General features: G+C 44.0%; 21 protein-coding genes and 1 pseudogene. 5 read left to right on the plus strand and 17 right to left on the minus strand.

The window, feature by feature from the left end; all coding sequences use genetic code 11:
• Nucleotides 1-99: 99 nt before the first annotated feature.
• The 14 genes and pseudogenes from plsY to IM638_09470 form a co-directional block, all read right to left on the minus strand.
• Entirely contained in the window at nt 100-768 is a 669-nt protein-coding gene (plsY, locus tag IM638_09405) for a glycerol-3-phosphate 1-O-acyltransferase PlsY (GenBank protein ID MCA6363244.1), read from the minus strand.
• A 6-nt stretch (nt 769-774) separates the two neighbouring features.
• Nucleotides 775-5,304, minus strand: coding sequence for a hypothetical protein (locus tag IM638_09410; protein MCA6363245.1), 4,530 nt, complete (start codon nt 5,302-5,304; stop codon nt 775-777).
• A gap of 31 nt (nt 5,305-5,335) precedes the next feature.
• The gene (gene prmA / locus IM638_09415) at nt 5,336-6,169 is read right to left on the minus strand and encodes a 50S ribosomal protein L11 methyltransferase (protein ID MCA6363246.1); all 834 of its coding nucleotides are present in this window, start codon (nt 6,167-6,169) and stop codon (nt 5,336-5,338) included.
• A 227-nt stretch (nt 6,170-6,396) separates the two neighbouring features.
• The gene (locus tag IM638_09420) at nt 6,397-6,747 is read right to left on the minus strand and encodes a hypothetical protein (protein MCA6363247.1); all 351 of its coding nucleotides are present in this window, start codon (nt 6,745-6,747) and stop codon (nt 6,397-6,399) included.
• Between the two features lie 105 nt (nt 6,748-6,852).
• Nucleotides 6,853-7,115: pseudogene (locus tag IM638_09425) on the minus strand (ferredoxin family protein).
• A 56-nt stretch (nt 7,116-7,171) separates the two neighbouring features.
• Entirely contained in the window at nt 7,172-7,825 is a 654-nt protein-coding gene (locus IM638_09430; protein MCA6363248.1) for an esterase, read from the minus strand.
• A gap of 325 nt (nt 7,826-8,150) precedes the next feature.
• On the minus strand, nt 8,151-8,951 hold the full coding sequence (locus tag IM638_09435) for a DUF4249 domain-containing protein (protein ID MCA6363249.1): 801 nt from the start codon (nt 8,949-8,951) through the stop codon (nt 8,151-8,153).
• A gap of 4 nt (nt 8,952-8,955) precedes the next feature.
• On the minus strand, nt 8,956-11,271 hold the full coding sequence (locus IM638_09440) for a TonB-dependent receptor (protein MCA6363250.1): 2,316 nt from the start codon (nt 11,269-11,271) through the stop codon (nt 8,956-8,958).
• Between the two features lie 196 nt (nt 11,272-11,467).
• Nucleotides 11,468-12,451 carry a VOC family protein gene (locus IM638_09445; protein MCA6363251.1) on the minus strand — a complete coding sequence of 328 codons (984 nt, stop codon included), beginning with the start codon at nt 12,449-12,451 and terminating at the stop codon, nt 11,468-11,470.
• Between the two features lie 5 nt (nt 12,452-12,456).
• Nucleotides 12,457-12,867 carry a DoxX family protein gene (locus IM638_09450; protein MCA6363252.1) on the minus strand — a complete coding sequence of 137 codons (411 nt, stop codon included), beginning with the start codon at nt 12,865-12,867 and terminating at the stop codon, nt 12,457-12,459.
• Entirely contained in the window at nt 12,851-13,261 is a 411-nt protein-coding gene (locus tag IM638_09455; protein ID MCA6363253.1) for a hypothetical protein, read from the minus strand. The genes IM638_09450 and IM638_09455 overlap by 17 nt, the downstream gene beginning before the upstream one ends.
• Nucleotides 13,258-13,785 carry a YceI family protein gene (locus tag IM638_09460; GenBank protein MCA6363254.1) on the minus strand — a complete coding sequence of 176 codons (528 nt, stop codon included), beginning with the start codon at nt 13,783-13,785 and terminating at the stop codon, nt 13,258-13,260. Before IM638_09460 ends, IM638_09455 begins: the two co-directional genes overlap by 4 nt.
• 54 nt (nt 13,786-13,839) lie before the next feature.
• Nucleotides 13,840-14,196 (minus strand): nuclear transport factor 2 family protein, encoded by a 357-nt coding sequence (locus IM638_09465; protein MCA6363255.1) that lies wholly within the window; start codon nt 14,194-14,196, stop codon nt 13,840-13,842.
• A gap of 124 nt (nt 14,197-14,320) precedes the next feature.
• A complete protein-coding gene (locus IM638_09470; protein MCA6363256.1) occupies nt 14,321-14,905 on the minus strand; it encodes a Crp/Fnr family transcriptional regulator in 585 nt (194 codons plus the stop codon).
• A 445-nt stretch (nt 14,906-15,350) separates the two neighbouring features.
• Here IM638_09470 and IM638_09475 point away from each other — a divergent pair, with 445 nt between their 5' ends.
• Together IM638_09475 and IM638_09480 are read left to right on the plus strand one after the other, a co-directional pair.
• Entirely contained in the window at nt 15,351-15,950 is a 600-nt protein-coding gene (locus IM638_09475; protein ID MCA6363257.1) for a methyltransferase domain-containing protein, read from the plus strand.
• A 6-nt stretch (nt 15,951-15,956) separates the two neighbouring features.
• A complete protein-coding gene (locus tag IM638_09480; protein MCA6363258.1) occupies nt 15,957-16,490 on the plus strand; it encodes a C40 family peptidase in 534 nt (177 codons plus the stop codon).
• Between the two features lie 9 nt (nt 16,491-16,499).
• Here IM638_09480 and IM638_09485 read toward each other — a convergent pair whose 3' ends face one another.
• The 3 genes from IM638_09485 to IM638_09495 are packed head-to-tail and all read right to left on the minus strand — an operon-like array spanning nt 16,500 to nt 18,779.
• A complete protein-coding gene (locus tag IM638_09485; GenBank protein MCA6363259.1) occupies nt 16,500-17,327 on the minus strand; it encodes a hypothetical protein in 828 nt (275 codons plus the stop codon).
• Nucleotides 17,324-18,169 (minus strand): hypothetical protein, encoded by an 846-nt coding sequence (locus IM638_09490; GenBank protein ID MCA6363260.1) that lies wholly within the window; start codon nt 18,167-18,169, stop codon nt 17,324-17,326. The genes IM638_09485 and IM638_09490 overlap by 4 nt, the downstream gene beginning before the upstream one ends.
• Before the next feature lie 13 nt (nt 18,170-18,182).
• A complete protein-coding gene (locus IM638_09495; GenBank protein MCA6363261.1) occupies nt 18,183-18,779 on the minus strand; it encodes a hypothetical protein in 597 nt (198 codons plus the stop codon).
• Between the two features lie 111 nt (nt 18,780-18,890).
• On the opposite strand from IM638_09495, the gene IM638_09500 reads away from it, so the two are divergent.
• From IM638_09500 to IM638_09510, 3 genes are all read left to right on the plus strand, one after another.
• Entirely contained in the window at nt 18,891-19,796 is a 906-nt protein-coding gene (locus IM638_09500; GenBank protein ID MCA6363262.1) for a hypothetical protein, read from the plus strand.
• 39 nt (nt 19,797-19,835) lie between these two features.
• Complete coding sequence (locus tag IM638_09505) at nt 19,836-20,309, plus strand: hypothetical protein (protein ID MCA6363263.1); 474 nt, start codon at nt 19,836-19,838, stop codon at nt 20,307-20,309.
• 61 nt (nt 20,310-20,370) lie between these two features.
• On the plus strand, nt 20,371-20,925 hold the full coding sequence (locus tag IM638_09510; GenBank protein ID MCA6363264.1) for a 2OG-Fe(II) oxygenase: 555 nt from the start codon (nt 20,371-20,373) through the stop codon (nt 20,923-20,925).
• Nucleotides 20,926-21,060 lie beyond the last annotated feature (135 nt).

Below are 21,060 nucleotides of genomic sequence, written 5' to 3' on the forward strand. Positions count from 1 at the left end.
ATGCCGGAGACAAGCTATTTCCACATAAACAAGGTAATTGCAGGCAAACAAAAAACTGCCGGTGGAAGCCGGCAGTTTCGGATTATGTAAACAGACTGATTATCTGTTTATTTTCTGTACGGCAGGCTTCTGCTGATTCTGACTTTTAATAAGACGGATTTTCGACTCCTGACGACGAAGCAGGCGCTCAATATTTTTCTGGTGTGTAATGAGAATAAGTATAGCCACGAGCACCGAAAAAATAACCATCGAAGGAACTACCTGTCCGCCAAACACGGTAATGATGAAAAGCGGAAAGGAAATACCCGCCGAAATGGAACCAAGCGATACATAGTTGAACGCCAGAAACACAAGCAGAAACACGCCCGAAGCCATTAAACAAGCCCACGGGTGCACGGCCAGCACCACGCCAAACATGGTGGCAATGCCTTTTCCGCCACGAAAACCGGCAAACACCGGGAAAATATGCCCCAGCACCGAAGCCACACCCAGCACAATTTCCAAATTCACAAAAGGCTGTGTGTCAGGTGGTGCCGATGAAACCAGCCAAGCAAGCGAAACAGCCAGCCAGCCCTTGAGCATGTCGATAATCAACACCGGAATACCGGCTTTTTTGCCCAGTACGCGAAACGTGTTGGTGGCTCCGGCATTACCGCTGCCAAACTCGCGTACATCAATACCGTAAAACGCTTTACCAATCCATACCGCAGTGGGAATTGAACCCAGCAGATAAGCGGCAGCAAGCGCCAGAATTGAGGTTGTTGTCATTCGTTATCAGTTTCCGCTTCCTTCAGGCTCCGGGGCATCGGCAGCACCTTCCTCTGCCCGTTTCAGCTTCTTCATCAGCACCGAGCGGTCGTTTGAACTTCCCCCCCTGAACTGATAATTCCGCTGCCCCTTCTCGCCTTCTTTTTTGCGTTTATCGTCTTTCATTTCCTTGAGGGCGGTGTTGTACGCTTCGTTGGTTGAGTACGCCGTCATGATTCCGTTGGTGTAACTGAACGTGTACCACTTTCCGCCATCAAGTTCAAAATAAATGGTGAGCACATCGCCTGAGCGTTTCCGCTCCAGCATAACCGTACCCGGAACAAATTTATTAATTTGTGTCTTACCTATACTACCCAACCCCAGTTTCCCGGTAGAAATATACGAACGGGTCTTCTGGTTCCAGTTCATCTGAAGATCGGTAAAGAAGAACGTATATTTAAGTTCGTCGGGAAATTTCTTGTATTGGCCGTATAATTTAAGCTGTGTAACGTACTTGTCGGCCTTTTCCTTGCCAATCATTTCGGTAAGGGCACGCTCAAAGGTGGGGCGGGCTACTTCGCACGGGGCCAGACTGGTAGAAGCGTTTACATCCTCAATCAGCTTATCCAGCAGCCCGTCGTCAAAGTAAAAGTCAACCGCTGCCACAAGGTCAAAACTGGTTACCTGTGTCACAGTATTGTGTGTGGCATTGCCCACAGGCAGCAGCATCACCTGCCACAGATCAGCTCCGAGGTTCATTTTGCCCTCACCGTAAATCAAACAGGTTTTCGTGCTAAAACTGATGAAATTGCCCGGCAGCGAACGTTCAATCAGTTTTTCCTTGTTTGAAATACGGTACTCGCGCGAATTTTTGTCGAAAAACAGGAATCCGTCAGAGGTCACCACATTCACATCCGTACGCAGTTTCTTGGGCGAGAGGAAGGCTCCGTACACGTGTGTGGAGTCGAGCGTGCTCATAATACCCGCCATAATCGGATTGCCTTTTTCGTCGGTTGGTTCGGCGCCGATGGGAATGTAAATCTGGTTGGGATTTATTTCGCCCTTGAATTTAAGCCTGCGTTTTCCAATGGCACAGTCGTGAATCAGCTGCGTGGATCCGTCAAAGGTCAGGAACTCTTCGCTGGCGGCCAGCCGCACATCGCCGGTAAACGAATAGGCCGGACTGAGCATGAATTTCGACGAATCGGCAATTACCCCTTCACCAAAGGTTTGGCCCGAGGTATCAGGCGCAATTCTGTTGAAATGAATAATCTGCTCCAGTTTCAGCTCATCCACATACGCATAATCGCCGTTTGCTTTGTATGACCGGCGGGAATACACTTCAATGTCGCAGTTAAACAGTTTATAGTAATTGGTTACCACGTTGGCCTCAATCTTGGCATTTTCAAGCCTGCGCATTACGGCATTTTTCTCAATGGTTACATTTCCGCTGTCGGGAATAATGCGGGCATCGGCCACAAGCACTTCTTTTACCTGTTTGGCATAAATTACATAGTTTTTCAGGTCGTACTTGGCTTTCGGCGCACGGAACCGCAGTGAATCCTGCCGGGGGTGAATGGAAATAAACTCCGGCCCTTCAAGGTCAATTTTATCGGCAGCCGCTGTTTTTTGTCCCTGTTGTGCTCCGTTCAGTTCAATTTCGGCCTTGTCCATGTACCATTTAAAATTGTCCATGTAACACATATACTGGTTCACCGGGAACGTAACTACCGAACCTTTACCATTGGCTTTAAAATCGCCTTCGCGTTTATCGAAGTCAATGTGTGCGTTTACGTTTACCGTAGAAAAGGCAAGCCCGGCAATTTCAAAGGCCTTCAGCCTGAAATCGCCCGTATCGGCATCCACCACATGGTGTTTAAACAACATGTTTTTCGAATCCATTTCGGCATTGGAAAAGGCCAGCGTGCCTTTTGCACGCAGGTCTTTGGGCGTGAGTGTGAGCGTGCCTTTGTGTTGTGCTCTTCCGTTAAATACCGTGAAGAGCGAATCGGTATTGGTTATCAGCATGTAATCCTTCTTCGGCATCCAGTGTATGTAGTCGTTCGAAGAAGTAACGGGCGGATATTCGGTTTTGCCGCTTCCTTTTTGCTCTTTTATTTCAAACGACTGCGCCATGCCGTTCATCGAATCGGGGAAGAAGATAAAGTCTTTTGAAATGCTGGTTGACGTGAGGTAGTTGATTTCCCCGTTACCACGCAAACCACGGTTACTCAGGTTAATGGTGTTTGTAAACTTGGCTTTACCGCCATAAAGCGGATAACCACCCGGAGGTGCCTGTTTCACAAATCCCAGCGAATAATCAGGCATTACGCCAATCGAATCACGCACTTCGGGTAATATGCCGGCCGTTTGTAAAACCCCGCCAAACCTCAAACCCGTGGTCGTAAAGTTGTCAAGACTGTCAATCGTAAACGGATCTATTTTAAAGTAAAACCTGTCGCGGTTATACACGCCTTTTTGTACCGATGGTTTGTCGTAATACACAAACGATGGTTTTTCGCTGGTGAAAATGGGGTACTGCGCAAAGTCTTTCGATTTCACGCCCGACCGGTTTCCGGGCGCATCAATTTTCAGTGTCCCGTTCATATTTTCAATTACGCTGCGCAGTTTTTCCTGCTTAAACCCGCCGCGCGGATCACGCGGATCACGCTCTTTACCGTCCACGTATATCCGCACTGAATCCACGTTGGTCAGGTTTAGCTGAAACATTTCGTAATCAAACGTAAACAGTCGCCCGTAGTAATCAAAACGGCCGGCCATGATTGAACCTTCAAATGAGAAATTTCTGTTTTTCTTCAGTACAATCATGTCTTTGTCCGGAAACACCACCACGTTCTGCGAATCGCTCAGCGCAATTTCCTTAACCCCGAAAAGAGTAAGGTCGTAGTTGAGCAGATTGAGTTTACCGTTAATTGCGCCGCTGGCCACATTTGAGCGGAATTCAAGATTATCGTAATCGGTTTTTCCGGCACGTGCGGCAATGTAAAAATCGGTTTTGTCTTTATAGGTAATCTGATCGCGCACGGGATCATAAAAAATAAAACCATCGTTGGAAAGCTGCACCATCAGCGGCCGTATGTTTTCAGGCTGTATTTTCCAGTGGCTCGAAAGTTCGGGCGTCGTAAACACACGCTTACCGCCATTATCGCGCACAAAATTGCGTATGCGAATCAGCGGGTGAATACTTTCCATTCCCTGCAGCCTGTCGTACTGATACTGGCGGTAATAATTATCAGACGGAAATGTGGCCAGTGCCTGCGTGCTGCCGGGCAGTGTACCAATCTGTATCTGGTTGTCTTTGGTAAACCACGTAATCAGCTGCACATACATATCCACCTTGTGAAACGAATTGTAAAACGGCGCCTGCGATCCGCCTTCGTCACTGCGGTAAATTTCAACCTTGGCCGTGTCCACAAAATATTTAAAGTCCACCAGCGGATGGAAAATCGAATCATTGTCGAGCGAGAATTTAATCATCGCATTGGTGGCCCCTACCTTGTCTTTGGTAAACGAAAAGGCCGTGGTTGACACGGTAAGAAAGTTTTTACCGTTTCGTTTAAAATACAGCCGCGATGGCATTTCCTTCGATCCCGAACCAATGAAACGTGCACCAAGTTGGGTAAAGCCACCTTCAAAATCCACATTCGGATAAATTGATTTGATCTGGTAGCGGCTGCTGTACGACTCAAATTTTGGGAAGGCCGATTTGAGTTCGGTGCCTTCGGGCACGGCTTTTTCGGTTAGTTTTCCCAGCAGTTGTTTATCCTGAAAGTAGGCGCGGTTTACAAACATTACCGAGTCGGCGGTATAGCTTACCTGTTTCACATTTATGTTGTATTTGCGCAAATCGGCAAATACTTCATTTTCGGCCAGCCCCACACGTTTCCAGTTTACCCGTCCGCCGGTGCCCACCCATTTGTTGGTACTCACGTAATATGTACCCGAGGTGTTGGCAATTACCGTGCTGTCGCCTTTGGCATAACCAATAAGTGTCACATTGGTAAACCGCATTACGGCAGCTGTATCACAATCAAAAGCCCAGCTGCCTCCCACGGTTTTCCATTCGGCTGTGGGCGATCGGTAGAATTTATTTTCCAGAAAAAGTCCTTCACCAAGATTAATAAAATCGCTGAACGGTTTGTTCAGCCTGCCTCCGCCAATACGTGTAAAACAGGCCTGCCAGGCTGTAATGGTGGTTTGCGGCACATTATTATCCACCAGTGCTTTTATGGTGTTGAAATACGAATAAAACTCGGGCTGCGGTCTGAATTTCTTCTTCACCATCATGTTTGTATTCTGGTACATAATGGTTTTCAGCTCGGGCGATACTTTTCCCGGCAGCCAGTAGAGTTTGTTAAACTCATCCATGTATTCGCGCCCTGCTTTTCCGTCGTAGCTGTCGAAGAAGGCTTTCATTTCTTCAATAAACTTTACCGGATCTTCGGTAAATCCTTTGGGCATTACCTGCTGTGCGGCAAGGCGGGGCCCGTTAATCAAAAGGGTTGCAAGGGTAATGAGCAGAGCGGCTACACGCATTTTCATCATCATTCGGCTTATAAGGCTTGGTTCAGTTTCGGGTCAGTTCCAGCAGTGCCCATTCGTTGCGGGCATTTGCGGCCACGGTAGTTAGTCCGTGTGCGGCGGCTGCATGAGTAAGAGTGTCGGTATCGGAGGTAAAAAAGCCGCTCAGCAGCAGGGTTCCGCCGTGGTTCAGTGCATTGCCAAAGCCGGGCATGGCGGCCAGCAGCACATTGCGGTTTATGTTGGCTATAATCACGTCGTAGTTTTTTCCGGCAAGAAAGCGGTCGTCGCCTTCATAAACGTGAATAGCGGCTCCCGGATTGTGTGCCGCGTTTTCGCGGGCATTCTCCACGGCGGGCGCTTCTATGTCCACCGCATCCACATGCCCCGCACCGCGCAACGAGGCAATAATGGCCAGCACACCCGTGCCGCTGCCCAGGTCAAGCACCGTTTTACCGGCCACATCCATTGTTAATAACTTCTCTACCATCAAATGCGTGGTGGCATGGTGCCCGGTGCCAAACGACATTTGCGGCTGTATCACAATATCCATCACACCGGCGGGCGGCGGGGCATGAAACGGGGCGCGTATCATACATTTCCCGCCTATATCAACCGGCTGAAAATCAGCTTCCCACACCGCATTCCAGTTTTGCGCCGGTATGTGCTTTTCGGTCCAGTGCAGGGTGCCCAGCGCCGTATCAAAATCGTGCAGCGGCTGCAGCACACCGGCGTGGTAAACAGATTCGGGAATGTAGGCCGTAAAACCGGCGGGCGTGTCGGCAAAACTCTCAAAACCCAGCTCGCTCAGCTCGGTAATGAGCAGATCAGCAGCCGGATAGCGCGGTTCAACCTGTATATCGAGTTCGATGTAGTTCATAAATTGATGCGGAACTTCAATATTACGTGCAAAAGCCGTTCCGGGATATGCGCAGCAGGGGTGTTTTATGAACAAAGACGCACAAAACCGGCCTGCGGTTACACACCTGTTTGTTAAATTTCGGGGAGCGGTTGTTCAGGTGCTGTGAATAATTACCTGATTTTTTCTACGTAATCCAGTAGCGGATCTTGGGAGCACTTCAAACGGCAACGGCTGTTAGCCGAAGTCTATTCAGGGGAAATATCAATAGCTTGACAGGTGAGGTCAATTGACAAGCTTGGTTCTCCAATTCCTGATAGCAATTGCAATTTACAGAAAAAACCGTCCTTGTATTCATAGTCGAATCTGAAAAGTTCTAATTCCGAATTGGAAGTTAGAAATAAAGGGGATGATTCCAGTTTATTTATTTCTTGAAAGGACAGACGCAACTTGTCATAATCTTTGGAACCTTCATTATATATCAAAAGATGCAGGACCAATTCGACGGTCTGGCCAGATTTGAATTCCATGCTCGCGACTGGCGTGTCGTGAAACTCATACGAGTTTAATTTATCGATGACTTGGGTGATGTTCTGCATGGATTACGGCTAATGGTTTGGGGCTTGGTGTTGGTGGGGGATTAGAAGCACTACCAGTCAACCTTGCATAAATGTAAATAAAAGGACTAACGTTCAATTAAGCCGTCAGCCCTCATTACGCCAAACCGATGTTGGAGGCAGTTTTATCGCCTTTTCCGGGCAAGCCTGAACACAAAGACCACAAGCATGACACAGTTCAGGATTAATAACGTAAGCCTTTTTTTGAAGAATAATGTTTTGATTTGCCCTTTAAAATTCAGTTTGGCCTTGTCTTCTTTAGAAATTGGCCGCATTTCAAATACCGCGTAAGGACAAACGGCCACGCAATCTTCTTTACCCCCACAGCTATTGAAGTCAACAATAGGCATCAGTTTTTTCTGGAATATCCGAACAAGTTGAATTGTCTAATTTATTTTTCATTTTCCTAATTGAAATTAAATAGCCATTTAGAAAATTCACTCCATTGCTTTGTCGAAATGGAGTGGGCATTAGTGTCTTCACAATAAGTTATTTGAACACCCAACTCTTTTAGTTTGGTTATATTTTCAGCTGCATACGTTTTGGGCAGCATATTATCACCACTTCCATGAGCAATGAATGCTTTACTGCTTTTCAGTGTTGCTGATTGGCTGACATACGGACTAAACTCTTCTACAAATCGTCCGCTAAACACGCCAAATCCGGCAACTAAATTTGGGGTACCCAGGCCTGCACATTGAGCCATATTTGCACCCTGGCTAAAACCCGCAACTATAATTTTGTTACTATCTGCATTATACTTCTGCGTTATTTCAGAAATTAACTGCATTAGCATTTTTCTGCTTCTTTCTTCTTCATCAATATTTATAGCAATTTTCCCGTTCACCATTTTCACATCATACCACCGATAACTATTTTCGGCTAACTGATATGGCCCACGAACAGAGACTACTATCCAATTATCAGGAATACTGTTGCTTAACGAAAACAAATCATTTTCATTGCTGCCGTGTCCATGTAATAATATCAACAAAGGAGATTTTACCAAAGCAGATTTGGTTTTCTTAATTTTATAGACTAATGGAGTGTCGTTTTGCATAATATCGTTCTTGTTTTGTACAAGGCAACAAATAAAAACTGTTAGTTTTATAACTGATAGAATTAATGTTTTCCCGAGCATATCATCTCTTATTAATTTATTGAAGAAAAATGTATGTGAATAATTAGAGCCTGTTTAAAATCCGTTTTTGATATTTATTATGAGTTCATTTTTACTCAGACAAGGCGCATCTCGCAGGCGATATCAGGCAAATATCGACAAGAAAAGTAACGCAGGATGAGGACAAATGAGCGATAAGAAATCCTAAGGATGAAATTTAAACAGGCTCTTTGATTAGTTGATGTAAGGTGCTTTAAAATAGTCGTTATTGGATTGTAATACTGCGTAATTGCTTGGTATGAGCAGAAAAATAGCCTAAGGCTCCACCGATAATGTTACTGGGCGGATTAGCAGGAGTTGAACCACCTCCTAAACCATTACCTGCAATTTGTGCAAGAGCATTAAAATATGTATAAAGTTGAGGGGCGATACTTCGCATTTCTACTGTTATTGTGTCTCCGGTGTTTACAGGATTATCTTCAGCACTTGGTATTTCTAAACCTCTTTGATTGGCTACCCCATTACCAATATTATCTGATTCAACTTCAAAAGTAATACCCCTTTGACCACTTGCTGTTACAGCAAAGCCATAAAAGTTACCCGGTATTGATGGGTCTATATACTCTGGTAAAACATCATAACTGGTAACTCCCAAATTTGTCATTTGAACTATCCTTAGCCCATCTAAAGGCACCATCTCTGGGAGTTCACATTGGGCAGTATAAGTTTTACTATCAACTAAAACTTTTAATTGATAGTTTCTGCCAGGTACGCCAGCATTGAGTCCTGAAGTCACGTAGTAACCATCGGTTAAATAGGTTAAAGTGTCATTTAAGCTTATGTTGTCACTAATTATTACTAAAGCATTGGTTACTGCCGGGTACTGATTGGATTGCGTAAAAGATACAGATCTTGTTATACGCACAAAATGTGGTTCTGCAAGATTTGTAATATTCCCTTCTATAACCAACTGACCACTTTTATTGTCTAAATCTAAATCTACTTCTTTTTCACAACCTGTTAAAACAAAGAGTAGAATTACTGAGATAATTTTGGCTGTTTTCATTTCATTAGAATTTAAAGTTATAGGTAACACTTGGGATCCATCTGAATAAGGATGTTTGTATCGCTTGAGTAGTTCCGGGATTATTTGGATTATCTTGAAAAGCAATACTAAATGGGTTTTGACGTCCATAAACATTATACACACCAATGGTCCATGAGCCTTTAAGTTTTTTGCCTTTATTGCCCTCGTAGGTAGCACTTAAATCAAGTCTATGATAATCGGGCATGCGATCTGCGTTTCTGCTATCATAGTGAAAAACTGTTTGCCCGTTTATCTCGTACTTTCCGGTTAGGAAAGTAACAGCATTGCCTGTGCTGTAAACAAATACTCCTGATAAAGACCACTTTGGAGAAATGTTATAGGATGCCACAACGGATAAGTCATGGGTTCTGTCTAATCTTGAATTGTACCATTGGTTGTTGTTAATACCATCAATTTTTCTTTCTGTTTTTGAGAGCGTATATGCAACCCACCCAGTCAGCCTACCCTCTTTCTTTTTCGCAATAAACTCTATTCCATATGCTCTTCCTTTGCCAAATAATAAATCAGCTTCTATATCTCTACCTGCACTAAATGCAATTTCAGCTCCGTCGCGATAGTCGATTTGATTTTGCATATTCTTATAATAAGCTTCTACATTAACTTCATAATTATTATGATCAAAATTTCTACTATAACCTGTGCTTATTTGATCTGATATTTCGGGCTTAACAGTGTAGCTGCTGCCAATCCATAAGTCTGTTGGATTGCCGCTGTTACTATTACTTAACAAGTGTAAATTTTGCGTATTTCTTGCGTATGCGATTTTAATGCTACTCACATCATTTATTCTGTAATTGGCAGAAAGTCTTGGCTCTACGTTAAAATAAGTTTTCCCCAGCTTTCCTTTACTTAGTTGAACACTGTTTACCAAAATGCCATTTTCATAAATATTATAGATGTCTCCGCCTAAAATGGTAAATGATGATAGCCGCAAGCCATGACTTATGGTTAGGCGTTTAGAAACTTTATAATCGTCGTTAATATAGACCGCCTTTTCAAGTGAAGTTCTTGGTGGCTTCTGAGAAATGCTTTCCAAGCTGCCCGAAATATTAGAAGGAGAAATGGTATGGTATATGCTATTTATACCAAATTTGATAGTGTGCTTATCTGATAAAAACCAAGAGAAATCTTTTTTAAGATGCCAGTCTTGTATTTTAGATTGAAGTTTAACATTTACTACCTCATTACTAAAATTGATATCGTAATTATAATTGCTGTAAATTAATGACGTATTTACAAATAGTTTTGTATTGATTATTTTGTTCCAACGTATTGTTCCGGTTGAATTACCCCAATTCGTATTAAAGCTGTTGCTCAGGCCTAATATATCTCTGCCAAAGTATCCGGAAATATAGATTCTGTTCTTATCATTGATTTGAAAATTAGCTTTCATATTTAAATCGTAAAAAAACAAACTATTGTCTCTATAAAGATCAGACAAACCCAAAAATAAATCTGCATACGTTCTGCGTCCGGAAATGATAAAAGATGATTTTCCTTTTTGAATGGGCCCTTCAATAGTCAAACGGCTGCTAATAAGGCCAATACCACCGTTTGTTTCAAACTTTTGATTATTCCCATCTTTCATCTTTATATCAAGCACAGATGAAAGTCGTCCGCCATACTGTGCAGGTGGATTTCCTTTAATAATTGTGGCATCTTTAAGTGCATCACTATTAAAGGTGCTGAAGAAACCAAACAAGTGTGACGCATTATACACAGGCGCTTCGTCAAGCAGTATGAGGTTTTGGTCAAGTCCGCCTCCACGCACACTAAATCCACTATTACCTTCACCACTACTTTTTATACCCGGAAGAAGTTGAATGGTTTTGAGTATATCTTTTTCACCTAATAACACCGGTAGTTTTTCTATGTCTTTCATTTTTATAACCTCAGTACCCATCTGAGCAGTAGATAAGTTTTGATCTTTCCCTTCGCTCGAAACAACAACCTCACTCAATTCAACAGAAGCCGGTAACAGAAAAATATCTAAATTTTTATTGGATAAAATATCCAGGTTTATTTTTTGAACTTCATAACCAATGTAGAATACTACAATGGTTTGATTTCCCTCTGGCAAGCTTAATGAATAAAATCCATATTCATTTGCAGTTGTTCCAAATGTGGGTTTCCCTTCTAAGCTTATTGTTGCGCCAACAAGCAATTCTCCATTTTGTTTATCTCTCACAGTACCACTTAGAGAATACTTGGTTTGAGCCAAAACAAGCGTAGGGAGTAGAAAAAGAAATGCTATAAAATAACCAATAGTTTTTTGCATGGCTTCGTAGATTAATTTCTTATAACTGTTTTTCTATAACTCATCTCAAAACTACTTTTCGAGTTTTTTACAAGTATTTTCGTTATGGAAAGCATCTTTTCGCAGGTCATAGTTGGCTACACTGAATTGTTGAGATGAAGAAGAAATGAAGAGAGGCCAGAGCGAAAAAGACGTGAGTATAGTTTTGAGATGAGTTCTATGAATGAGATAGTAATATCTTAACTCCTGTTGGGTCGGTTGCCCAATAATTACCATCTTCCTCATTTGTATTACCAATTGCTTTTAACGCAGACTGGAGTTGTTCTTTTGATTTGAAAACAATGTGATAATGTTTTAATCCGGCATCGGTAGTTGGTGCTAAAGGTCTGTTGTTCCCGTGCCACGAATTCATTGCCACCCGATGCTGATAAACTCCTCCCGCACCTAAATCGGCGTATTTAAACTGTGGGAAGAAATTAAATTGAGTGAACCCCAATTTTTTGTAAAACTCATTATTACGTGAAACATCCTGAGCATAAAAATGTATATGTCCAATCTTAGCACCATCACTAATAATTTTACTCAAATCTTTTTCAAGAAGGCTTTTGAGAATTTCTTCTGTATCTAATGGTGCCGATGCCGCTCTGATAGTTCCATCCGCGTCCTCCATAAAAATACCTCCTTCTGTAATCACTCTTTTAAATCGCTCAGGTGTTTCTAAAGCTAATTCAACCATTACGTTATCATAGTCTGTCAGATACAGAGATTGCGTCATGGTATGATCTATTGGAGAAAAGGAGTATTTGTTTTGTTGCAAGCGATAAATAGCCTTCGCCAGGTCTTCTTTAGTGGCTAAGTGAATAGCGAAATGATATAAACCACTATAACCCTCTATAAAAGCTGATTTAGCTGTTTGATGAACCACAACCAATGTCGCATTTTCGGTTCCAAATTCAGCCATTGAATCAGACTGGCTTCTCAGCTTCATACCAATTACTTTTGTCCAAAATGTAATGGCCTTTTCAATTGAAGTATTATTCAGATGAACAGCCCCAAAAGAGGCTATTTCATCTGAATTTTCAAGCTTTAAATCGTTGGCCTCTTGCAATGACATTGCACTTGTTAATGTTGATATACCGTCCATTGTTAATAATAATGTTGAAGTGCCGAGAATGGTTTTAATAAAATCTTTTCTTTCCATTATAATTAGGCTTTGGGTAAAATAGGTGCTTTTTTAGTTCTGCCCCAGGCTACAAAAGCAGCCAGCAACAAAAAGAAAATATTCATTCCAATAAGTGATGCTTCGCCTCTTGAAATATGAAATACAGAGGCTGAAATCATTAAAGCAATAATGCCATAAGCAGCATATACCGTAAGCTTAGGCTGTATTCTTAATGTGGATGGCAAAATGCTGCCTAACACCGCTAACAACTCTGCAATGCCTGTGATTTTTACTAAGCCCGGATTATCTTTCGCCCAGGGCAGCATTTTGGCTGTTTCATCTAACGGCTGAAACAGTTTGACATAAGCAGCCCAGATAAATAGTAATGCAAGAATACTTTGTGCTGTCCATAATAAGACGTTCATTACTTTCGAAGACTTATTTGTTGTTTCCATGATTATCAAATTTAAAGAATGGAAATATTGTTAGTATTGATAAAACAGGGAAGAAGTGCATCGGGATAATCAAACCCGGAAACAATTCGGGCGATTCAGTCTCTAATGGCAGGTTGAACCCGAATACTCCTGCTATTGAGGCAAAACTAATTACACTATATGCAATATTTAACCAACCAATAGTTTTAGTTCCTTTCCATTTTATAGCCAACTTATAGCCAATAACCATAAGAAGGCAACCAATTAAACAAGCAGCAATAATATTTGAAGTACCGGCAATTTTACTGAAGTCCACCATAAATGCCTCTTTGTAAATATTCAAATAAATGATGCTTGCTAATGAAGATAGCAGGCTGCCTGCTATCCCCATTATGAAAGTTTGTTTCCAGTTCATTTTGTTACGGGTATATTAAGTTGGAAATCCAGTACTTCCGGAGTACCGCTTTTAGTTACGTTATAGTCAGCAGGCTTTACCGAAAAACTGCCGGCAAATACTCCGCCATTGGCTGCTTTGGTAAATGTGAACGGAATTTTGATTGCCTTGGTAACATTCTTAATCGTCAGATCACCTGTTGCTTCATAACCACTGGCGGTTTTAGTGATTGAACTGGAGACGAATTTTACCGTTTGATAATTCTTGGCATCCAAACCCTCAGCGGCATGCTTGTTACGCATCCCGTTACCCGTATTAACGGTTTTAGTATCAATAGAAGCCGTTAGCTTTGATGCCGCAAGGTTGTTTTCATCAAAAAGCAATTCGGTTTTTAATCCTTTAAAGATACCCTCAAACTTACTACTGGTAAATTTCACCGAATAGGCATCTTCTGTTACTTTCCAAAGCGTTGCATTGCTAACTACTTTGAATGCTGATGTACCAATGAGTATGGCAATCATTACCGGATAGAATATTTTTTTCATCTTTTCGTTTCTTTTATGTTTAACAGTTGTGGTTTTAATTATTTGTGGTTTTGACTATTTGTGGTAAAAGATTTCGTTTACGATTAAGCCATTCTCCCAGGTTTGTACAGCTACCTGTTGCATATTCATCCTGAAACCATTGGCAAAAGTCAAGTCCATCCAGCTTTCAACCATTGTTTTGTTGTTTTCAGTATCTTCTGCAAAACTCAAAATACCTGCACCGTGTACTTCCTTCATACTTTGCAAAAAGTTGATTTCATGCGTGCGGTTAGCGTCTTTGCCAATTCTTGGCTCCTCGCCCAATTCTTGCATTACTACATTTTCTGCATAATACTTTTCGAAGCCTTCTAACAGCTTGCCTGCATTTACATAATTTTGATACAGGTCTTTAACATTTAGTAGGTTTGACATATTGCTGTTTGTGTTAAATTTTACGATACAAAATTGCACCATCAAACACCGGCTAAACGATGAGGTAAGACAAAAAAAAACGTTGATGTAGATCAACGTTTTTTGGGGGGGATAATAAAAGGTGCTATTTTTTTAAGGAATTGCTTCGGATACGACTAAGCGTTTCCTTTGTCATACCCAAATATGAAGCAATAATGTGCTGAGGAAATCGTTGAAGAAATTCGGGATAGCTGTTTTGAAGCTCTTCTAATTTTTGTTCTGCTGTAAGTGTTTGCGAAGAGTGTAGCCGCTTCATAAGTTGAAACGACTTCCGTTCGGTTAAAACACTATTGAGTTGGGAGATAAAATTCAGTTTGCCGAGTTTATTAGTAAAGTTTTCTTTGGTTATGACTAATAATTCAGTGTCTTCATAAGCATCAATATAGTAGGGTGTTGGCGTGCCTATCAAAAAACTTTCCTTATCACCAGCCCACCAATTTTCGATATAGAGTTCCAAAATATTTTCTTTGCCTGTATTGTCAATAGAATATTTTTTTAAAGCCCCTTTTACAACAAATGCTGCTATTTTGCAAACCTCTCCTCCTTCAATTAAGTATTGGTGTTTACGTAACTTCTTTAATTGAAAAACCTCAGAAAGCAAGTTAATGTCGCTTTCGGTTAGCTTGTTTTCAACTCGGGCATTGATGTGTTGTACAAGTTTTTCTATCATTTTCGTATTGTCTGTGTCGTCATTAAATTGCCACCAACGGTTTCGGGCTTGGCGTTCGGGCGGGTTTCGGAGCACTAAACTGTCTGCTAGCACTTAACTTCAATAGAAGCACAAAGCTTCAAGTTTGCACATCAGCCCGCCTGATGCAAAACCCGTGTTAGTGGTAATGCTTCTTCTATTTTGTTTTTGGATACTCATGAATTCCTGTCACAAGTTTATAATTTTTTAGCTTCTCTTTTACAGTTTCAAGATTGTTGGATGTGTCCACAAGTTGAATATAATAATACTGTGGGGTGTTCTCGCTACCACCTTTTCCATCATTACGCGTGAAGCCTTCTCCAAAACAGCTACGCCGATAAATATAGAGAAGATCAACTTGAGGTGCCCCCCCAAAATCCCCCCCCAAAAAAACGATTCCGCCCCAATTCCCTACCTTTGCACCCGCATGGAACTCGGACGCGAATACTGGAACCAACGCTGGCTGGAGCAAAAAACCGGCTGGGACATTGGCGCAGCCTCTGCCCCGCTTACTGATTTTGCCCTGCAGCTCCCGCACCGCAACCAGCGCATCCTCATTCCCGGCGCCGGCAATGCCTGGGAGGCCGAATTCCTTTTCCGCCACGGCTTTACCCATGTGCATGTGCTCGACATTGCGCCACAGGCCATTGCCGCCTTTCAGGCCCGCGTACCCGATTTCCCCGCCGCACAACTCATAAACGGCGATTTTTTTGCGCACACCGGGCACTACGATCTGGTGCTCGAACAAACCTTCTTCTGCGCACTGCATCCTTCGCTGCGTCAGGCCTATGTGCAAAAAATGCACAGCCTGCTTGCGCCCGGCGGCACACTGGCCGGTGTGCTGTTTGATGCCGAATTTGAAGGCGGCCCTCCGTTTAGCGGCTCGGCGGCTGAGTACAAAAGTCTTTTTGCGCCTTACTTCGAGCTGCATACGCTTGAACCGGCGCGCAATTCCATACAGCCCCGTGCCGGACGCGAAGTGTTTATCCGCTTCACCGCCCGCACACACGTTGAACCTGTAAACTGATCTGCCATGCGTAACCTGCTGCTTGCCCTGCTCGTGTGTGTTGCCTCCGCCTTTGCGCCCGCCACCGCCCCCGACGATCCGCCAGCGGCTGCTACGCCCAAGATGGATCCGGTAAAAGTGTATTTCGCCAAACACGGCCTCCATGTCGATTCGGCGCAAACACCCTACCTCTACTATCAGGTTCACGACTGGCTGGGCACGCGCTACCAGTATGCCGGCCACACCCAAAAAGGCATCGACTGTTCAGGCTTTGTGGCCGAAATGTACCGCAGCGTATATTGCATCAGACTCAGCGGCGGTTCCCGCGATTTATATCCGCAAGTGGACTCCGTGCCCCGCTCCGAACTTTGCGAAGGCGACATCCTCTTTTTCAAAATCCGCAAAGGCCAGATTTCGCACGTAGGCATCTACCTCGGCAACGATAAGTTTGCACACGCCAGCGTGCACTCCGGCGTAATTGTGAGCGATTTGAAAGAAGATTATTACAAGAAGTATTTCTTTACCGGCGGGCGGTTGAAAGCGCCGGTGTATGTGGAGTAAAACCGGAAATTAGTTCGAAACAAACGGGCGCACATCATGCGCTTTCATGTACTCGGTAACTCTTTCGGTTTCATCCGTACTGATCATTTCAGCAAGCCCGGATGAATGAAGGTGTTTCCAGCTTTCAAACTGCCCTGGCATAGATACCTGGTCTGGTTCATCAGCAATAATAAAATACTTGCCCTTTTCTTTCTGTAGTTCAAAAGATTTAATCAGGCTGATAAACTGGCCTATCTTATTCGACAGGGATACGGTACCCACCGTAAAATCAAAAATCTCACCAGCCACCGGCCTGTTGTTCCGGCCAATAAAATCAACCTTAATTTTCGGAATCAGTAAAGTGGGAATATCATTTACAGTTAAGGACTGGTTGATGTTTACATGCGACCGGATTTTAGGATAAAGTCGCTTAGAAACACCTGAAATGCCAATTTCTTCTGTAAACACAGCCGGCATCTTTACCTCGTCCTCGTAATCAAATACAAACTTTTCAAAAAGGTTTTTAAATGCCTTTTCCGAAAAGCGAACCGCTACAGGCTCAGGTGCCGAGAACGTAATAAACGAATTGCTGTAGCTGGACACATAGCTCCAGTAACCGGCCTGAGTAAGTTTGGAATTGGGTGCAGAACCCATACTGAGCTCTTTTTCCAACCCCGTTAAGAACTGATTGAGAAGAGAATAGGCATCAACCGGCAGTAATTTCTTGAGAAGAAACAGTTTTTTATGTGCACATACAAACTTAGCCTGAACACCATCAGACAAGAGCATACCCACGCTAATCCGTTCCTGAGCAACAGGGCGGACACTGGCATACACAATGCTGTAAAAGGTTTTCATTTGCTAAAGTTTGTATAACCTGTATTCAAATATTCTTTAAACGCCTCCTCCACCCCATTCACCCACTTCCCCACAAAGATACGCCCATTCACCCCAAATTTTACCTCCCCCACCTCATTTTCCCACTCCTCAGGCAATTTACCCATAATTTCATTGGTAAATTCACCGCAAGAACTTATGTAATCTCTGAACCGACTAAGCACAAAATTGGCATCCCCATCCAAATCGGCTTTTTTCGGATACAGCAAAGGTAATACCTCCGTATTCAGAATTGTTTCATCTTCGGTAAGCAGACAAAGTGAATTTTCGCTGGTAATACCGCCCGAGTTAAAGCACTTTTCGTGATCGATAAAATTCAAAAAGCGTTTCCCGTTTACGCTCGATACCAATATGTTGTAGTTGTTATGGTTACGGTCTTCATTCGCCAGCCATAAATCAAACAGGGCTGCTTTCAGAAAATCCTGCCGGTTTACAATCTGCTTCACCTGCTTTGGGTTTTGTTTCCACGATTCTATGGTGGGCAAATCTATTTCGCGCGAAAAAGGGTAGTACAACGACCCTATCAAAGGCATATCGAAACATTTTTTGTGCACACCATTGCGCAATACTTCTTCGCTTATATGCTCTTGCTGAATATTTATCAGATTTACCTTGGGGGTGAAAATGTGCCAATGTTCTGCGTAGTGTGATACAATTAGTTCTATGGCAAGTTTGTTGGCCGGTACCTGCTTTACATACTTGCATACATACTCATTATAATCATTTGCTGAAACAAGCAGAGGTCTGCTTCCCGCTGTGGGGAAAACCTGTTTAACCGGCATCAGACTTTTGAGCAGCCTCATAATAGCTAATTAATTACTCCCCCAGCCACAACGAATCATTCCGCTTGCGCGCCAGCACAAACCCATGCCGCTCAGCAAATGCCTGCTGCACCTGCAAAAAATTGAGCCAGGCCGCCAGCTCATCCTTTTCCGTTTTGCGGGTGGCGGCCAGATAGCGGCGGGCCAGTGCATCTTCGGGGTCGGCGGTGTCGTGGAGCAGGAGGCTGTCGGTAAAGAGGATGGTGTCGCCGTTTTCGGCGGCTACGGTGTTATCGGTTTGCAGTAAAGCGGAAGTGTGGCGGCTGCGTTCGGCGGCAAGGCGTGTGGCATTCACAAGTTGCAGCAGGGCAAAGCGCAATGAACTGTCGGCTTCAAAATCGGGATACTCGGTGAGGATACCGGCCAATGTATCGGCTTTGGCCATGTAGGCTTTTGCGGCGCGTGAAATATCGGAAGAGACGTTGGTGGCCACTAAAGCCGCCCAGTTTGCGCGGGGCTGTTCAAGTTCCTGCCAGAGTGCAAGCAGTGAATCATTGTATTGCCTGGCCAGTTCGCCCTCGCGCGGACCGGGTGCGGGAGCCGAACAGGCCGCCGACAAAACGGTCAGGCAAATAAGCAGCAGGCGGTTCATTGGCCGAAAGATAGTGCATTGCTCTAAAAATCCGCGATGTGAATTATCACGTATTTTGCATGGAAAAAACGTTATTTTTGTTCAGCACATAATCAAGCTCACCTTAGCTTTATGATGAAAAAATATTCGACTTCGGCCCTGAGCCTCATTCCTGCGGCTTTTTTGCTGTGGACACTTGCTTCGTGTGGCGGCGATTCGGCCACCGATAAGCCCACCGATTCGGTTGGCGCCACCGATTCGGTGCAGCCAATGCCCACGCGCGAATACGCGCAGGTGCCCTCGCCCGGCGAAATGTTTGCCTTTATGAAACAGGCAGGCACCGGCAGCGCCAGCGCCGATCTGCTCAACTCGCCCGATAACGAGAAAAAATACGAAACCAAAAAGGCTCAGGCGCTCAACATGGGCGTGTATTCGGCCGATTTGCTTTACTGCTGCACCTTTTCGCAAAACCTCAGCAACCGCGTGGCCCAATACTTCGGCACCAGCATGCGCATGAGCGACCGTTTACAGGTAACTACCGGGCTGAACGAAAAAGATAAAGAACGCATCAGCAAAAACGTGGGCAACCCCGATTCGCTGGTGGCTGTTTCAAACGACCTTTATCTTTCTACGTTTGATAACCTCGACGCAAACGGACGCGGAGCTGACCTCAGCCTCATGCTGGCCGGTGGCTGGGTTGAATCGCTCTACCTGATGAGCAACTCCGTGAAAGACTTTGAAAAAGACAAAGCCGCCGCCGAACGCATTGCCGATCAGAAACCCTCGCTCGACAACCTTATCGAATACATGAGCAAACACGAAGACAATGCCGATGTGAAAGCCACACTCACGCAGCTTCGTGAACTCAAAGGGCTTTTTGATGCGCTGACCACCGCAAAACAGGATGGCGGCATGAAAACCACCAACGGCAAACGCGTACTTGGCGGCGGAAACAAAACCTCCATCACCAAAGAACAGTTTGATGCAATTAAAGCTAAGGTTACTGAAATCCGCAACAGCTTTATCGCAGCCCAATAATCTCAATCCTCTGCACACTCTAAAAAACACACAGAAGCCATGAAAAAAGCCCTCTCGCTTGTTCTTGCTGCTGCATTTCTGACCATATCGGTTGATTTGCCTTCGCAGGCAAACTGCAATAACTTTCACCGCCGCCGTGGCTGCAGTCAGGCTTCCGAACCGGGATTCATTTACAACTCCCAGTCGAAAAGCGGCCTCTTTGCAAAAGGAACTTCATCAAAACTCAAAGCCGTTTTCTATGCCGGTTTTGACTACTCCATTTCCATTTGCGGCGATGCTTCACTTGGTTCTGATATTGCATTTACACTTACCGACGCCACAACCGGAGAAGTGCTTTACGACAATGCCACCGACAACAAAGCCCAGCACATGGAATTCTCGTGCGAAGGCACCCGCAACATGAACATCATGATCAGCATTCCCGGTGCCGGCCCTGCTAAAGGTCAGGCCGAAGATGGTGCCTGCCTCGGCATTCTCATCGAACAGAAACCGACTCCGAAAGTAGGATTCTGATCCTTCCCCGTTCTTTAACATCCCGTTCAGTAATCTTGCTGAACGGGATTTTTTTTGATTTATGCAACTGCACGCACATACACCATCCATCTGGACAATCAAACACTTTCTTCCCGAAACCGTTTGTGCCTCGCTCATTCATTTAAGCGAAACAACAGGATACGAAGAAGCAAAAGTAAATTTCAGTACGGGTGCCGAAATGATGAAAGGCCTGCGTAACAATTACCGCCTGCTTTACCCGAACGCCGAACTGGCCGCCGAATTCTGGCAAAGTCTGCGGCACTACTGCCCCGATGAAATTGATGGACAGAAAGCCTCCGGACTCAATGAAATGTTCAGGTTTTACAAATACAGCTCCAGCCAGCGTTTCAAACGCCATATCGACGGACGTTTTAGACGAAGTGCATTTGAAGAAAGCCGCATTACTTTTATGATCTATCTGAATGATGATTTTGAAGGTGGCGAAACGGCATTTGATGAGGTGGAAATAAAACCCGAAACCGGAACAGCACTTTGTTTCATTCACGAACAAAAACACGAAGGAAAGCCCGTATTGTCGGGTGCTAAATACGTATTGCGTTCGGATGTGATGTACACGCACTTTCCTGTTCATTGATAATCCTGCCTGTCAATTGCTTCTGTCCATACCCGGATCAGTTGAAGGAAAGGATTATTCCATCTCCCTATTTTCAGTAATTTGCACCGATTTCCCATGCCATTCATTACACCGAAAAAAGTATGACACTGAAAT

Source organism: Bacteroidota bacterium (assembly GCA_020402865.1).
Lineage (GTDB): Bacteria > Bacteroidota > Bacteroidia > Palsa-965 > Palsa-965.

Bases quoted from the DNA above. Each gene is read 5' to 3' on its own strand.
- IM638_09485 (MCA6363259.1), bottom strand. From the start codon at position 17,327: ATGAAAACCTTTTACAGCATTGTGTATGCCAGTGTCCGCCCTGTTGCT.
- IM638_09420 (MCA6363247.1), bottom strand. From the start codon at position 6,747: ATGCAGAACATCACCCAAGTCATCGATAAATTAAACTCGTATGAGTTT.
- IM638_09510 (MCA6363264.1), top strand. From the start codon at position 20,371: ATGCAACTGCACGCACATACACCATCCATCTGGACAATCAAACACTTT.
- plsY (MCA6363244.1), bottom strand. From the start codon at position 768: ATGACAACAACCTCAATTCTGGCGCTTGCTGCCGCTTATCTGCTGGGT.
- prmA (MCA6363246.1), bottom strand. From the start codon at position 6,169: ATGAACTACATCGAACTCGATATACAGGTTGAACCGCGCTATCCGGCT.
- IM638_09455 (MCA6363253.1), bottom strand. From the start codon at position 13,261: ATGAACTGGAAACAAACTTTCATAATGGGGATAGCAGGCAGCCTGCTA.
- IM638_09505 (MCA6363263.1), top strand. From the start codon at position 19,836: ATGAAAAAAGCCCTCTCGCTTGTTCTTGCTGCTGCATTTCTGACCATA.
- IM638_09490 (MCA6363260.1), bottom strand. From the start codon at position 18,169: ATGAGGCTGCTCAAAAGTCTGATGCCGGTTAAACAGGTTTTCCCCACA.
- IM638_09500 (MCA6363262.1), top strand. From the start codon at position 18,891: ATGATGAAAAAATATTCGACTTCGGCCCTGAGCCTCATTCCTGCGGCT.
- IM638_09465 (MCA6363255.1), bottom strand. From the start codon at position 14,196: ATGTCAAACCTACTAAATGTTAAAGACCTGTATCAAAATTATGTAAAT.
- IM638_09445 (MCA6363251.1), bottom strand. From the start codon at position 12,451: ATGGAAAGAAAAGATTTTATTAAAACCATTCTCGGCACTTCAACATTA.
- IM638_09450 (MCA6363252.1), bottom strand. From the start codon at position 12,867: ATGGAAACAACAAATAAGTCTTCGAAAGTAATGAACGTCTTATTATGG.
- IM638_09440 (MCA6363250.1), bottom strand. From the start codon at position 11,271: ATGCAAAAAACTATTGGTTATTTTATAGCATTTCTTTTTCTACTCCCT.
- IM638_09480 (MCA6363258.1), top strand. From the start codon at position 15,957: ATGCGTAACCTGCTGCTTGCCCTGCTCGTGTGTGTTGCCTCCGCCTTT.
- IM638_09460 (MCA6363254.1), bottom strand. From the start codon at position 13,785: ATGAAAAAAATATTCTATCCGGTAATGATTGCCATACTCATTGGTACA.
- IM638_09495 (MCA6363261.1), bottom strand. From the start codon at position 18,779: ATGAACCGCCTGCTGCTTATTTGCCTGACCGTTTTGTCGGCGGCCTGT.
- IM638_09475 (MCA6363257.1), top strand. From the start codon at position 15,351: ATGGAACTCGGACGCGAATACTGGAACCAACGCTGGCTGGAGCAAAAA.
- IM638_09430 (MCA6363248.1), bottom strand. From the start codon at position 7,825: ATGCAAAACGACACTCCATTAGTCTATAAAATTAAGAAAACCAAATCT.
- IM638_09470 (MCA6363256.1), bottom strand. From the start codon at position 14,905: ATGATAGAAAAACTTGTACAACACATCAATGCCCGAGTTGAAAACAAG.
- IM638_09410 (MCA6363245.1), bottom strand. From the start codon at position 5,304: ATGCGTGTAGCCGCTCTGCTCATTACCCTTGCAACCCTTTTGATTAAC.
- IM638_09435 (MCA6363249.1), bottom strand. From the start codon at position 8,951: ATGAAAACAGCCAAAATTATCTCAGTAATTCTACTCTTTGTTTTAACA.